Below are 13,643 nucleotides of genomic sequence, written 5' to 3'. Positions count from 1 at the left end.
GAGGAGAGAGATGCGGATTGCCTATGGGAGTTACATACCGCAGCTTGACGAGACAGTCTATGTGGCGGAAGGCGCTAAGCTCGTTGGCGATGTAAGAATAAGCAAACAATCCAGTGTCTGGTTCAACGCCGTACTCCGCGGTGACCTGGCGCCGGTGATCATCGGGGAGCGCTGCAATATCCAGGACGGTGTGGTCGGCCATGTGGCGGACGGATTGCCGCTGATGCTGGAGGATGACATCTCGGTCGGGCATTCAGCAATCATCCACGGCTGCCGGATAGGCAAGGGCACATTAATCGGAATGGGTGCAATTGTACTGAACGGAGCAGAGATTGGTGAATATGCTTTAGTAGGAGCCGGATCCCTTGTAACCGAGAATACCATCATTCCTCCGTATACGCTCTCCTTGGGCACACCGGCCAAAGTGGTCCGTGAATTGACTGAGCAGGATCTGCTGAGGATGGCACGCACAAGTGAAAGCTATGTGAAAAAAGCATTGGAATACGGAATTTCTTAAACAGCGGAGGTGTATCGAATGGACAAAATGAAGGCTACTTATGAAGTGATGCTGGGGCTGGCTGCGGAAATGGTGTGGGATGAAGCGTTAAGAAAGCGTCGTACCGACATGTTGTACCGGAAGATCGACACGGCGCTGGCTGCTGGTGATGAGGCGGCTTTCCGGAATCTGACTGAAGAACTGAAAAGTTTGGCATAGGAAATGCGCCTGGCGCATTTCTTTTTTTTCTCAAAATTAAGGATTGCCAAGCCGAATACACTTGTTTATGATGCTTTTAAAGTTAAATGCATGCTGCGGGATGCGGCTAGAGGGGGCGAATCTATGAAATTCAGTGATTTTGACAGTAGAGCCTGGGAGACCGATGGACAATACTATGATACCTGCATCATTCCGTATAGCGGACTTCAAGGCACGGAGACTCCGCCTGAGACAGTTAAGTTACTTGAACGGCAGCGTGATTTCCTGGAAATGGCCGAGCAACCGTACAAAGGGCGGGTCGTGACTTATCCGGCGGTACAGTATGCAGGGCCTGGAATGACAGCACTGATGAATGAGCTTTGCCGAAAAGTCAAATCCAGCGGCTTCCAGTACGCCATCGTGATGTCTGCGAGTGAGGAACTGCGCAGGGAGGAGATATTTGAAAGCGATTTACTCCTTTGCCTGCCTGAGATAGCGGCCGATTCCAGAGCCTCGGTAAGCGTGTATGTGCGGAGTGAAATCCAGGCCCTATGGGAGAATGGAAAATGAGTTAAATGTGACGGAAAATCAACAATTTATCAAAAAAGCACCTTAAACGCCTGTCACAATTTAGACAATATTCTTGACGGGTTTTAGACCCTAAGCTATGATTAGGATGAACTTATATGAACTGTGATATTTTTCATTGAAAACGGAATTTTTACCTTAAAACCTATGCAACAACTCTGCAGGTGCCTTCTCACATTTTGAAAAGGGGGTTACATACAGTATGAGCAGCCTTAATGAAGAAGAAGAATCACTTCCGCAAGAACCGCCCAGCCGAAACGAGATGTCACGCAGACAGTTTTTGACCTACACACTAGGAGGGGCTACCGCCTTTATGGGTGCCGGAGTTATCCTGCCGATGGTCCGGTTTGCTGTAGATCCGATTCTGCAGAAAAAAGGCGAGGGAGAATTCATCAAGGTAGCGGAAGCGTCCAAAATTACCGAAGAGCCCCAGGAGTTCACCTTCGAGCTTCCGCAGCAGGACGGATGGTATGCCAGTACAGCGATGCTTACGGCGTGGATTCGTAAAGACGCGAACGGAGTTATTTATGCGCTTTCACCGATCTGCAAGCATCTGGGCTGCACCGTAGGCTGGAATAATAACAAGGCGCATCCTGATGAATATCATTGCCCTTGCCATGGCGCCCGCTATACGAAGCAGGGCCGGCAGCTGGCCGTGGCTGCCAAGCCCCTGGACCAGTACACCACCAAGATTGACGGAGGCTGGGTATATCTCGGTGAAATCGTCCCTAATACTGTTTCGGCGAAGGAGGCGTGAACGGCGTGTACAAAAACGTATATAACTGGATTGACGAACGTCTGGATATTACACCGATCTGGAGAGATGTTGCCGACCACGAGGTCCCCGAGCATGTCAATCCCGCACACCACTTTTCAGCCTTTGTGTACTGCTTCGGCGGACTAACCTTCTTCATCACTGTAATACAGATACTCTCAGGAATGTTTCTGACCATGTATTATGTCCCGGATATCATTAATGCCTACGCCAGCGTGGAATATCTGCAGACCAAGGTCGCCTTCGGTAAAATCGTCCGCGGCATGCACCACTGGGGCGCGAGTCTCGTCATTGTCATGATGTTCCTTCATACGATGCGTGTGTTCTTCACCGGTTCGTATAAGGCTCCGCGCGAGATGAACTGGGTAGTGGGGATGCTGATTTTCTTTGTCATGCTGGGACTGGGACTGACCGGTTACCTGCTTCCATGGGACAATAAGGCGTACTTCGCCACCAAGGTTACGCTGGAGATCGCCAATTCGGTTCCATTCATGGGGCCGGTGCTCAAGGAGCTGATGCAGGGCGGCAGTATTGCCGGCGCCGAGACGCTCACCCGGTTCTTCGCCTTACATGTATTCTTCCTCCCGGCGGTTCTGCTTATACTGCTTGTCGGGCACTTCATTATGATCCGCAGACAAGGCATATCCGGTCCGCTGTAAAATAACGTATAGGAGGCACGGTCATGGCACACGGAGACGACTCCAAAGAGAAGGTGATATTCGTCGGGGATTCCCGGGTCCGAAGAGGAAACGGATTCATTACCCCGCCGGATTATACGGCGTATCCGGGCAAATCGGAAGCCTTTATCCCTAACTTTCTGCTCAAGGAATGGATGGTTGGTGTAGTGGTGTTGGTGGGAATTCTGGTTCTGACCATCTCAGAGCCGGCTCCGCTCGGGTTCCCTGCCAATCCGGCAGCAACGGTAATTCCGATTCCCGACTGGTATTTTCTCTTCCTCTATCAGTATTTGAAGCTTCCTTATGCATCAGGTGACTATATCGTGCTGGGAACGCTTGGTGTGACTGGGGTGGCCTTCGGGGCGCTGCTGCTGGCGCCTTTCCTGGATACGGGCCCCGAGCGGCGGTTCTACCGCAGACCGATTGCGTCCTCGCTGATGTTCCTGTCTCTCGCAGCAATCGTCTATTTGACCAACACAGCCTGGACAGAATACAAGCATGAGATGGCTGAAACCGGCCAGATTCCTGAGGATGTTCAGCGCGAGGAGAAAGCGGCCGAGAACAGGGCGGCGGGCTTGCCAACCACAAGTGCGGTCAAGCCGAAGGATATTGCCATTGTGGACAAGGATGATCCGGCGATGGCACTCTATAAGCAAGCAACCTGTATAACCTGCCATGCGGTAGATATGAAGGGCTCCGGCAGTTTTCCTTCGCTTCGGGGTGTAGGCGATAAGCATGATAAGGCGGCGATTCTTACTATTATAAAAGAAGGTAAGGGTCAGATGCCGCCAATGGTGGAGACGGCTATGGGGGCAGGGCTGACCGAGCAGGATATCGATGAGCTGGCCGGCTGGCTTGCCAAACAAAAAAGCGGACAGTAAAATAACAGTAACGCAGGACCTGATCGTGTATGCGCTCAGGTTTTTGTTATGTCATGAAGCTTCAACAGTCGGGGGGAAGTTGTTTGTATGCCGGGTCATTGGTTTGAGAAATTATTTAGGGACCGAAGAATAATATGGCTGCTGTTTATCGTGAATCTGCTCGGAACGGTCTACGGATATATGTGGTATGGCAACCAGCTCACGTTCACGGCGCAGACTGAACCGCTCTGGCTACTGCCGTTCGTTCCTGACAGCCCTACGGCCAGTCTGTTCTTCACGGCTGCATTACTGCTGCTGCTGTATCCGCCAAGAGGGCTTGCGGGGACGCTGATACGTGAGCTGATTGAAGCGCTGGCAGTCCTAACCTCTGTGAAGTACGGAATATGGGCGGTCAGCATCATTGTGGCCGGCGGTTATCAGGGAGATTCCATCACCTGGAAGGACTGGATGCTGATGATCTCCCACACCGGAATGGCTGTGGAAGCTCTGATCTATGCCCGGTTCTTCACCTTCCGGAGAATGCTGCCTGTGGCGCTTGCGTGGACATTCGCTAATGATATAGTGGATTATTCACAAGGCGTGTATCCATGGCTGCCTTCTGTGCTTAATGATGATCTTATCGCTGTTCAGTACCTCACCATGGGGCTTACACTGTTCAGTACGGCTGCTGCCTGGCTATTCTGCGGCCGGACAAGGCGTCCCGCACTTCCGGACAGAACTGCCATGAAGCACTGAGTCTCTGTTCTAACTCTTGTCCTTCCGCCATACATTAAGGTGGGAGGGATGTCTTATGCCGCGCAGAAAAGTATTCATACTGTCAGGAATTCTGCTGTGCTGGCTGCTGGCCGGTATCAGCGGAGGCCGTGTTCAGGCTGAAGCAGGGGATGCCGCTGCAGACCAGGGAAGTACAGCTTACATAGAAGCAGCCGGAAGTGTACCCAGTGATCCCGCTGCTCTCACGGCCAGAAGCGGAGCGCAGCGGCTGGAGCAGGCTGCGGAAGCTCTATACGGCTATGTGCTTGAAGGCGATGTGCTGAAGGCCCGCCAGGAGGCAGAGGAGGTCTCGCAGATCTTCATCTCTTCGTCCTTTGAAGGGATGACCTCAGTGGAGGGGGTCAATGCACTATCCTCTGTGATCCTGGACATGAAGTCGGCACTGGCTGCGGCCCAGCCGTCCCCGGAGAGATGGGAAGCGGCAGCGGCGAAGCTGCGGCTTGCCGCTAACAGCCTGAATCACCCCCGCCAGCCCATGTGGCTGCAGTACTATAAGCTGGTCCGTGAGGATCTGAACGATATGGAGCAAAGCGCTGCCGCGAATGATCTGAAGAGCTGGACAGCGGCCCTGGCAAGACTTCAGAGCCGGTATGCGAATATCCGGCCTGCGGTGATCATCTCCCGGCCTGCTGAGGCGGTGAGCACCTTTGATTCCTGGATGTCTTACGCAGGAGGGGTGGCAGGCTCGGAGCAGCCCGTGGAACGGGCCCGCCTGCTGGAGATTGTATCCTATGGGCAGGATGCAGCAAGAGTGATGTTCGGCAAGGACCGCAGCGAGCCGGTCCTGTCTCTGCCGCTGGCTCCGCAGCAATACGGGGGCTGGGCCCTGCTGGCAGGCGCGTTCATCCTTACGGTGCTCGTGTATACGGCTTACCGTAAGTACCGCGGCCAGAAGCAGAATCTAAAACCCGTGTAGGCTTGAGCGGCGGCAACAGAGGATACAAAGAGGGCGGACCCCACAAGCAGCCATTGCCGGCTTGTGGGGTCCGCCCTTATGTGTGTATAGTTTAGGTCTCCCGGAAGCCTTCGCCGTGAACGTCGTGAACCTCACTGATAATGACGAAGGCTTTAGGATCCACCGACTTCACCAGCAGGCTTAGCCGGCGGATCTCCTGTCTGGAGACCACGCAATAGACCATATGCTTCGCCTGCTTGGAATAAGCGCCGATCGCCGGGATTAAGGTAACGCCGCGATCCATTTCTACGGTGATCAGCTCGGCAATCTGCGGAGCCTCGTCGCTGATGATGGTGAAGGCTTTGGCGGCGTAGGCTCCTTCCTGGATGAAATCAATGACACGTGAGGCGATGAAGACTGCCACGAGCGTATACAGTATTTTTTCGCGGGGAATGTAGAGCAGGGAAGCCCCGATAATGATGATATCCACGGCCAGAATAATCTGTCCCATACTCCAGCCGAACTTGCGTCCGAGTATCCGTGCCACAATATCTACACCCCCGGTGGTGCCTCCGAATCGGAAGACAATCCCCAAGCCCAGACCCAGGGTAACCCCTGCATATAATGAAGCAAGAATAAAATCATGCTCTGTACTGAACGTTACAATCCAGCCTGCCTTAATCATCCGTTCAAATAACCAGAGGAAAAAAGACAGGGAGCCGATGCCGAGTCCGGTATAGACGATCTGATTCGCCCCGAGCACCTTCCAGCCGAGCAGAAAGAGCGGAAGGTTCAGCAGCAGTGTGGTTAAGAAGATAGGGATGTTAAAGGCGTAATTGAGCAGGATGGTAATCCCGGTAACTCCGCCCTCCATCAGCTGGTTGGGAATAATGAAATACAGGAGTCCGAATGCGTAGATGGCCGTGCCCAGCATGATGGGGGCCACTGTTTTGCTGACTGTGCTGATTTTAATGGTTGAACTCATAACATCCCTCGCCTACGCCTCTAAATGGGCAATTTATATGTAATGATCCCCCCGGAGAGCACACAAGCTCCAGGCGGCATTGCAAAAAAGATTTGTCTTCAAAACGTCTTTACGATAACATAGGGGCAAACAGAAGGCAAGAACACACGGGGGTGAAAGGGCAATTTATGGATAAAAGTCTTGGTGACATTCAGCGTGAGGTGGATGCCTATATCTCACAGTTTAAAGAAGGCTACTTCAGTCCGCTGTCGATGCTGGCCCGGATGTCCGAGGAAGTCGGGGAGCTGGCGCGCGAAGTCAACCATCAATTCGGCGAGAAGCCGAAAAAAGCAGATGAAGCTGATAATTCGATTGAGCTGGAGCTGGGCGACATTCTCTTCATTACCGTTTGTTTCGCCAATTCACTTGGTATCGACTTAACTGAGGCTCATAATAAGGTTATGCACAAATTCAATACGCGTGATGCCGGGCGCTGGACGCCCAAAAACACCGATTAGGCCTATGCTACATATGCTGTACCAAACGAACGGGATTTAGCCGTAAGGATGGTGAGGATATGGACCATAATGATTATGTAAAAGCGGCCTACCGCTCAATACTCCGCAGTGACTTTGCTGAGGCCATCACCTTGTTCGAGGCGGCCATTGCCGCAAGTCCCGATGATGCGGAAGTCAGATACCGCTGCGCTATTACCTATGCCCGCAGCGGCATGCTGGACAAAGCGCTTGAACATGCTGTAGCCGCACGCAGACTGGATGGAACCAAACCGGAGTATCAGCTGCATCTTCAGCATCTGCAGGCTCTTAAGCTTGTGCAGGAAGCGAAGCGGCTGCTGGAGGATGACGCAGCGGACAGTGTGAATCCGTACCATCCGATTACGCTGCTCAAGGAAGCTGTATCGCTTGACCCTCTCTACGGGGATGCTTATGTATGGCTGGCAATTGCGCACAGCCGGATGAATGAACATCTGCAGGCGATTGCGGTATTGAAAGAAGTTATGTCGCTGCACCCGGATGACAGCGGACTGCGTCTGCTGATGAAGGATCTGCAGAAATCGCTGCAACACTATATACAATAATAACAGAGCCAGGGAAAGCGGGGAGAATTCATTTGAGTGACAAGATCAGGATTATTGTTTCCGGAGCCGGAGGCAGAATGGGCAAAGAGGTTGTGAAGCTGGTATTGCAGGATGATGAACTCGAGCTGGCAGCAGCGGTTGACCGCTCTGCACATGGCAGAGATGCCGGACGGCTGGTTGGTCTTGAGGATTGCGGTGTACTTGTGACTCCGGATCTGGAGACTGCGCTTGCAGATACAGAGGCGGATGTAATGGTTGATTTTACGCTTCCACACTCTGCATATAGCAATACTGCGCTGGCGGTCAAATACGGCGTCCGTCCGGTTATCGGTACCACCGGCTTCACGCCGGAGCAGATCGCCGGGCTGGACAAGCAATGCCAGGAGCAGGGAATCGGCGGACTGATTGCGCCTAACTTCTCCATCGGTGCGATTCTGCTGATGAAATTCGCTGCCCAGGCCGCAAAGTATTTCCCTCATCTCGAAATTATCGAATATCACGGAGACCAGAAGCTGGATGCTCCGTCAGGAACAGCGATTAAGACGGCAGAGATGATCTCTGAGGCGCGGCAGGAGCTCCGTCAGGGACATCCTGAGGAAGAAGAGATTATTGAAGGCTCGCGCGGCGGGTATTATAACGGCTTCCGTATTCACAGCGTGCGTCTTCCGGGTGTTTTTGCCCAGGAGGAGGTTGTATTCGGCGGGTTCGGACAGTCGCTGAAGATCCGTCATGACTCTTATGAGCGCGCGGGTTATATGCCTGGAGTCAAGCTCGGGATTCAAAAGGTGATGGGCTATACCGGCTTGATTTACGGCTTTGAGCATTTTATAGAATAGACGGGGAGAGAAACAGAATGTTGAAAATTGCTTTTATCGCACATGACCGCAAAAAAGATGAAATGGTTAATTTCGTAACTGCTTATGAGCATGTTTTTGAAGGGCATAAATTATTCTCCACCGGAACCACGGGCCAGCGTATCATGGAAGTGACCAAGCTCTCCATTCACCGTTACATGTCGGGGCCGCTTGGCGGCGACCAGCAGATCGGCTCGATGGTGGCTACGGATGAGCTGGATTTAATTATTTTCCTGCGTGACCCGCTGATGGCCCAGCCGCATGAACCGGATATTACAGCGCTGCTACGTCTGTGCGATGTGTACGGGATTCCGGTGGCTACGAATATTGCTACAGCAGAAATTCTGGTGAAGGCTATTGACCGGGGAGATTTCGGCTGGCGTGAGCTGGTACATAAATACAAGCCGGGTGTGGACGAGTCATGAAGCTTGACATTCTGGTATTCGGCGCGCATGCAGATGATGCCGAGATCGGCATGGCAGGGACCATTGCCAAGCATACTGCTGCCGGCTTCAAGGTAGGAATGTGCGATCTGACCCGGGCAGAGATGTCCTCGAACGGCACGGTGGAGCTGCGGGAACAGGAAGCACAGCAGGCTGCCGCAGTGCTGGGCGCTGCGGTGCGGAGTAATCTGGGGTTGCCTGACCGTGGCCTGTATATGACAGAGGGCCATTTGGCGGCAGTAACAGCGGAAATCCGCCGCTATGCCCCGTCTATGGTATTTGCCCCTTACTGGGAAGACCGCCATCCTGATCATATTGCCTGCAGTAAGCTGGTGGAGGAAGCAGTATTTAATGCCAAGCTGCGCAAATATATGCCGGACAAGCCCGCTATCCCCGAGCCTGGGTTATATTTCTACTTCATTAATGATCTCGGACGGACGGATCTAATCGTAGATGTGACTGCGCAGTATCCGCTGAAGGAGCAGGCATTGTCCTGCTACCGTTCCCAATTTGGACTCGCTCCGGGTGAAGATGCCGTTGCAACGCCATTGACGGAAGGGTATATCGAACGCGTCCGTTCCAGAGACATGTTGCTCGGTCAGCGGAGGCTCATTCCTTATGCCGAAGGGTTCGCCGGCAAGGTTCCGTATACCGTAGATTTGTTCAGTGCTGCCCGCAAATAGAGGTTGCCACTCGACAACGCCCGGAAAACAACTATAATTAATTCATATCGTTACTTGAAGTAATAGACTTAAGTTAAAATTGAAGGGGCGGAGCTATGGAGCGGCTAAAGATAGGCATCACTTGTTATCCTTCTCTAGGCGGCTCGGGCGTGGTGGCAACTGAACTGGGCAAACTATTGGCTGAAAAAGGCCATGAGGTTCACTTTATCACACACAGCATCCCGTTTCGGCTGGGAACGTTTCAGAAAAATATCTTTTACCATGAGGTAGAGGTTAACGATTATTATGTATTCCGCTATCCGCCATATGATCTGGCGCTGGCGACCAAGATGGCGCAGGTAGCCAAAATGCAAAATCTGGACCTGTTCCATGTGCATTATGCGGTTCCGCATGCGGTATGTGCTTTTCTGGCCAAGCAGATCCTTGGTAATGATATCAAAGTGGTTACCACGCTGCATGGTACGGATATTACAGTGCTGGGCCAGGATGAATCCCTGAAGGATCTGATCCGGCTGGGCATTAACGAGAGTGATGCGGTGACCGCAGTCTCCCGTGATCTGATCAAGGAGACCCGCAAGGCGCTTGATATTACGCGTGAAATTGATCTGACTTATAATTTCGTAGATAAGCGTGTCTATTATCCCCGGGATGTAACGGATCTGCGCGGCGACTTCGCGGCCCCGGATGAGAAGATTCTGATGCATATCAGCAATTTCCGCCCGGTCAAGCGGGTGAGTGATGTGGTGGATGTGTTCGCCAAGGTGAACCGGCAGGTGCCTTCCAAGCTGCTGCTGGTCGGCGAAGGCCCTGACCTGCCGAAGATTCAAGCCAAGATCAGCGAGATGGGCCTCGACGATCATGTCCGTTTCCTGGGTAAGCAGGACGAGATTGCCCAGGTGATCTCGCTGGCGGACCTGCTGCTGCTGCCTTCTGAGAAGGAGAGCTTCGGGCTGGTCGCCCTGGAAGCGATGGCCTGCGGCGTTCCGACCATTGGCTCGCAGGCTGGTGGGATTCCGGAGCTGATTCAGCATGGCAAGACCGGATTCCTTGCGCCAGTCGGCGATACGGAATCGATGGCAGAATATGCCGTCCGGCTGCTCTCGGATGAGGCGATGGCTGAGAGCTTCCGGCGCGCATGCCTGGAGCGGTCCTGTAATGATTTCAGCAGAGATATGATCACCAATCAATATGAAGATATTTATTACCGTGTGCTCGGGCGCAAGGTATCCGGATTAGACCCGATTCTGGGGTAAGGAGTACGATATGGAATGGAGAATGGCACCACCCGGCATGGCTGAAGCCGCCGGGACTGTTGTTGCAGGCCTAGTGGCAGGCGGCCATGAAGCTTATTTCGTCGGCGGCTGCCTGCGCGATGAGCTGCTGGGCCGTCCGGTGCATGATATAGACATCACTACCTCCGCACTGCCGGAGGAGGTGATGGCCCTGTTTCCGCGCTGCGTCCCTACCGGACTGGCGCATGGCACGATCACTGTGCTGCAGGAGGGCTACAGCCTGGAAGTTACGACCTACCGGACGGAGAGCGGCTATGCCGATCACCGGCGTCCGGAGCATGTCGTATTCGTCAGGGATGTGCGGGAGGATCTCCGCCGCCGTGACTTCACGATCAACGCCATCTGCTGCGGCCTTGACGGCGGGCGGATTGACCCTTTCGGGGGGGAGCGGGATCTCAAGCTCCGCGTGATCCGCTGTGTAGGCGAAGCGGAGGAACGCTTCGAGGAGGATGCGCTGCGGATGCTGCGCTGCGTACGTTTTGCTTCCGTGCTGGATTTCGCGATTGCGAAGAATACCTGGCGCGGTCTGCTGCGCCAGCGTGACAAGCTGGCGCATATTGCTGTGGAGCGGGTGCGCGCCGAGGTGGAGCGCAGCCTGGAAGGCCCGCACCCGCAGCGCGGGCTGGGGCTCCTGCTGCGCAGCGGCCTGCTGCCGCGCGGCAAAGCGCCGTTCCCCTGGACCGGCCGGGACCTGGCGGCTGCCGCCGCCCGCCTCGCCGGTCTCGGGAACCTGGAGAGCGCCCGCCTGCGCTGGGCGCTCCTGCTGCATGCCCTGGGATCGTCGGCGCAGTGCGCCGACGAGCTCCTGCGGGCATGGACGTTCCCCGGGGCGACGCGCACTGGCATCGTCGCCGTGCTCCGCGTCCGCGAAGCCTGGGACGCGGCATTGTCCTCGGCGCGGCCGGAGGCTTCCGGCGCCGGGGAGCGGCTGCGGCGGCGGTGGATCGCCGCCGTGCTGGGCCATGGCCAGTCAGCCGCCGAAGGGTGGCTGACGCTGCTTGAGGCGGCGGGGCCTGACGCCGCGTCCGCTGTTAGCGCAGGTGCGCGCGGCCCGGCCGCAGGCGTCTCTGCCACAGCCGCGGTCACACCCGCCACGGCGGAGGACGTCCCTGCCGCAGATGCTGGCGCACCCGCCAGATCGGCAGGCGTCCCTGCCACGGCTCCAGTCGCACCCGCCACGGCGGAGGACGTCCCGGCCGCAGATGCTGGCGCACCCGCCAGATCGGCAGGCGTCCCTGCCACAGCTCCAGTCTCACCCGCCACATCGGCAGCCGTCCCTGACTCGCCTACAAAGGCAAGCTCCATCCCCCCTGTCACCACCAGCCTCCTGCGGTCCTGGACTGCAGAGATGCCGATCCGCACGCTCGCTGAGCTGGCGGTAAGCGGCCATGAGGTGACAGCGGCGCTGGAGAAGCGTCCCGGCCCGTGGCTGGGCGTATTGCTGAACCAGCTTCTTCTGGCTGTCGCGGCAGGTGACCTTGCCAATGACAACCAATTACTGCTGCAAGCAGCGCAAAGGATGGATAGAGATGAATAGCGGTCATGCGCAGCATTCCGGTGTGTTGAAGCGGGAGGCGTTCGTTCCCGGCTGGGCCAAAGGCATTCAGCGGCTGGATACTGTCGGTTCCACACAGGAGGAAGCCAAACTACTCGCCGAGGGCGGCGCCCCGGAGGGAACAACGGTCATGGCCGAAGCTCAGACCGGCGGGCGCGGGCGGATGGGCCGTAAATGGCACTCCCCCCACGGCAAAGGAATCTGGATGAGCCTGGTGCTGCGTCCAGCTCTGCCGCTGGCCTTAACTCCGCAGCTGACGCTGCTCGCCGGAGTGGCTGTCTGCACAGCCATCCGTGAGGTTACCGGGGTGCCGGCCGGCATCAAGTGGCCGAATGACCTGCTGGCCGGCGGCCGCAAAATCTGCGGAATCCTGCTGGAATCCTCGCTTCGCGAAGGCGGGCTGCATTATTGCATCGCCGGTATCGGCATCGCTGCCAATCTGACGGAGGAAGACTATCCGGAGGAGCTGCGCGGGATCGGTACATCGCTGCTGATCGAAGGCGGGGGCATTCCTGTAGACCGCACAAGGCTTGCGGAAGCCGTGCTGGAGGAACTCGAGTATTTGTATCATGTATATATGGAGCAAGGCTTCCAGCCCGTGAAGGAGCTGTGGGAGTCCATGTCGGTGACACTCGGGCGTAAGGTATACGTGAATACTCCCCAAGGCCGCACCGAAGCCACTGCTGTCGGACTGAGCGATAACGGCGGGCTGCTGCTGCGTAACGAATCGGGTGAGGTAGTGAGCGTACTGTCCGGAGAAATTGAAATGATCTAGTAGACCATCAGAATTGAACAAGTGATTTCATTCCATAAAGGGATGAAGCTACGTTCGTAGCGAAAAAATAGGGATAAGTGTATTCTGTACAACTAAAAACAGTGGAACGGGTAGACTTCCTCTTCTAATTGTAGTCTGTACAACTAAATTTGCTCGGATTGGCGAAAATCCAGAAATAGAGGCATTTTAATTGCAGGAAATACAACTAAACAGAGATTCGGCAGCACATCCGGCGATTTAGTTGTACAAATTACAACTAAGACTACTCCGTGCACCTTAATCAGGGTGAGGTAAACCCTCAGCAAGCCATTAGTTAAAGTATTTCTCATACGTATAGATCTGATGAACTACTAGGTGGCTGGAACTGCCCCATTTTAGAGGATTTTAGAATGTTTAAACAGATAGGGAAAAGTGGCGGAGGGGAATTTTGGAGCTGTAGGAGCGGTAGCGTCCGCCTGAAAGCTTTCCGTAGGAAAGCTCGCATCGTAAGCATAAGCTAGTCACCGGATTTCTACCGCGAACAGCGGTTTAAATCAGGGAATCTGGGGACAACAGCGGCCGGAAGCCCAAAACTTCTCTGGAGTCACAACCATCACATTCTGAAATTATTTTGCAATTTATATAGTTCGAAAATTGTCAACAAGGCCGCTCCTCACGACCACGGGAGCGGCCATGTCATATTTTAAGGTGTTTA

Annotated in this window: 17 protein-coding genes; 16 read left to right on the top strand and 1 reads right to left on the bottom strand. The window is 54.7% G+C overall.

Annotation, left to right across the window (positions count from 1 at the left end; translation table 11 throughout):
* Positions 1-10: 10 nt before the first annotated feature.
* The 8 genes from NST26_RS20650 (at position 11) to NST26_RS20615 (ending at position 5,305) form a co-directional block, all read left to right on the top strand.
* Positions 11-517: a gamma carbonic anhydrase family protein gene (locus tag NST26_RS20650; RefSeq protein WP_036727272.1), complete on the top strand. Its 507-nt coding sequence runs from the start codon at positions 11-13 to the stop codon at positions 515-517.
* Between the two features lie 18 nt (positions 518-535).
* Positions 536-715 carry an IDEAL domain-containing protein gene (locus NST26_RS20645; RefSeq protein ID WP_036698090.1) on the top strand — a complete coding sequence of 60 codons (180 nt, stop codon included), beginning with the start codon at positions 536-538 and terminating at the stop codon, positions 713-715.
* A gap of 123 nt (positions 716-838) precedes the next feature.
* The gene (locus NST26_RS20640; RefSeq protein WP_340979725.1) at positions 839-1,264 is read left to right on the top strand and encodes a DUF2487 family protein; all 426 of its coding nucleotides are present in this window, start codon (positions 839-841) and stop codon (positions 1,262-1,264) included.
* 220 nt (positions 1,265-1,484) lie between these two features.
* A complete protein-coding gene (locus NST26_RS20635) occupies positions 1,485-2,039 on the top strand; it encodes a ubiquinol-cytochrome c reductase iron-sulfur subunit (protein ID WP_340979724.1) in 555 nt (184 codons plus the stop codon).
* 5 nt (positions 2,040-2,044) lie between these two features.
* Entirely contained in the window at positions 2,045-2,716 is a 672-nt protein-coding gene (qcrB, locus tag NST26_RS20630; protein ID WP_340979723.1) for a menaquinol-cytochrome c reductase cytochrome b subunit, read from the top strand.
* 23 nt (positions 2,717-2,739) lie between these two features.
* On the top strand, positions 2,740-3,615 hold the full coding sequence (locus NST26_RS20625; RefSeq protein ID WP_036727265.1) for a menaquinol-cytochrome c reductase cytochrome b/c subunit: 876 nt from the start codon (positions 2,740-2,742) through the stop codon (positions 3,613-3,615).
* A gap of 87 nt (positions 3,616-3,702) precedes the next feature.
* Positions 3,703-4,350, top strand: a complete 648-nt coding sequence (locus tag NST26_RS20620; RefSeq protein WP_340979722.1) for a DUF1405 domain-containing protein — start codon at positions 3,703-3,705, stop codon at positions 4,348-4,350.
* A gap of 55 nt (positions 4,351-4,405) precedes the next feature.
* Positions 4,406-5,305, top strand: a complete 900-nt coding sequence (locus NST26_RS20615; RefSeq protein ID WP_051478163.1) for a sporulation protein YpjB — start codon at positions 4,406-4,408, stop codon at positions 5,303-5,305.
* Between the two features lie 91 nt (positions 5,306-5,396).
* Here NST26_RS20615 and NST26_RS20610 read toward each other — a convergent pair whose 3' ends face one another.
* Positions 5,397-6,269, bottom strand: a complete 873-nt coding sequence (locus NST26_RS20610; RefSeq protein WP_200869567.1) for a YitT family protein — start codon at positions 6,267-6,269, stop codon at positions 5,397-5,399.
* Positions 6,270-6,436: 167 nt separating this feature from the next.
* On the opposite strand from NST26_RS20610, the gene NST26_RS20605 reads away from it, so the two are divergent.
* The 8 genes from NST26_RS20605 to NST26_RS20570 all read left to right on the top strand — a co-directional run bounded on the left by NST26_RS20605 (position 6,437) and on the right by NST26_RS20570 (position 12,949).
* Positions 6,437-6,766, top strand: coding sequence for a nucleotide pyrophosphohydrolase (locus NST26_RS20605; RefSeq protein WP_036698080.1), 330 nt, complete (start codon positions 6,437-6,439; stop codon positions 6,764-6,766).
* Between the two features lie 59 nt (positions 6,767-6,825).
* Positions 6,826-7,347: a tetratricopeptide repeat protein gene (locus NST26_RS20600; RefSeq protein ID WP_036727261.1), complete on the top strand. Its 522-nt coding sequence runs from the start codon at positions 6,826-6,828 to the stop codon at positions 7,345-7,347.
* A 32-nt stretch (positions 7,348-7,379) separates the two neighbouring features.
* Entirely contained in the window at positions 7,380-8,183 is an 804-nt protein-coding gene (gene dapB, locus NST26_RS20595; RefSeq protein WP_036727259.1) for a 4-hydroxy-tetrahydrodipicolinate reductase, read from the top strand.
* 17 nt (positions 8,184-8,200) lie between these two features.
* Positions 8,201-8,626 (top strand): methylglyoxal synthase, encoded by a 426-nt coding sequence (gene mgsA / locus NST26_RS20590; RefSeq protein ID WP_036727258.1) that lies wholly within the window; start codon positions 8,201-8,203, stop codon positions 8,624-8,626.
* Positions 8,623-9,327 carry a bacillithiol biosynthesis deacetylase BshB1 gene (gene bshB1, locus NST26_RS20585; RefSeq protein ID WP_036727256.1) on the top strand — a complete coding sequence of 235 codons (705 nt, stop codon included), beginning with the start codon at positions 8,623-8,625 and terminating at the stop codon, positions 9,325-9,327. Before mgsA ends, bshB1 begins: the two co-directional genes overlap by 4 nt.
* Positions 9,328-9,422: 95 nt before the next feature.
* Positions 9,423-10,580 (top strand): N-acetyl-alpha-D-glucosaminyl L-malate synthase BshA, encoded by a 1,158-nt coding sequence (bshA, locus tag NST26_RS20580; RefSeq protein WP_036727254.1) that lies wholly within the window; start codon positions 9,423-9,425, stop codon positions 10,578-10,580.
* Between the two features lie 10 nt (positions 10,581-10,590).
* Entirely contained in the window at positions 10,591-12,156 is a 1,566-nt protein-coding gene (locus NST26_RS20575) for a CCA tRNA nucleotidyltransferase (protein ID WP_340979720.1), read from the top strand.
* The gene (locus NST26_RS20570; RefSeq protein WP_340979719.1) at positions 12,149-12,949 is read left to right on the top strand and encodes a biotin--[acetyl-CoA-carboxylase] ligase; all 801 of its coding nucleotides are present in this window, start codon (positions 12,149-12,151) and stop codon (positions 12,947-12,949) included. Before NST26_RS20575 ends, NST26_RS20570 begins: the two co-directional genes overlap by 8 nt.
* Positions 12,950-13,643 lie beyond the last annotated feature (694 nt).

The organism is Paenibacillus sp. FSL R7-0128, assembly GCF_038002245.1.
GTDB classification, from domain to species: domain Bacteria; phylum Bacillota; class Bacilli; order Paenibacillales; family Paenibacillaceae; genus Paenibacillus_AQ; species Paenibacillus_AQ silagei.
The sequence above is the reverse complement of the archived record's forward strand: the minus strand, read 5'-3'. Positions and strand labels throughout refer to the sequence as shown.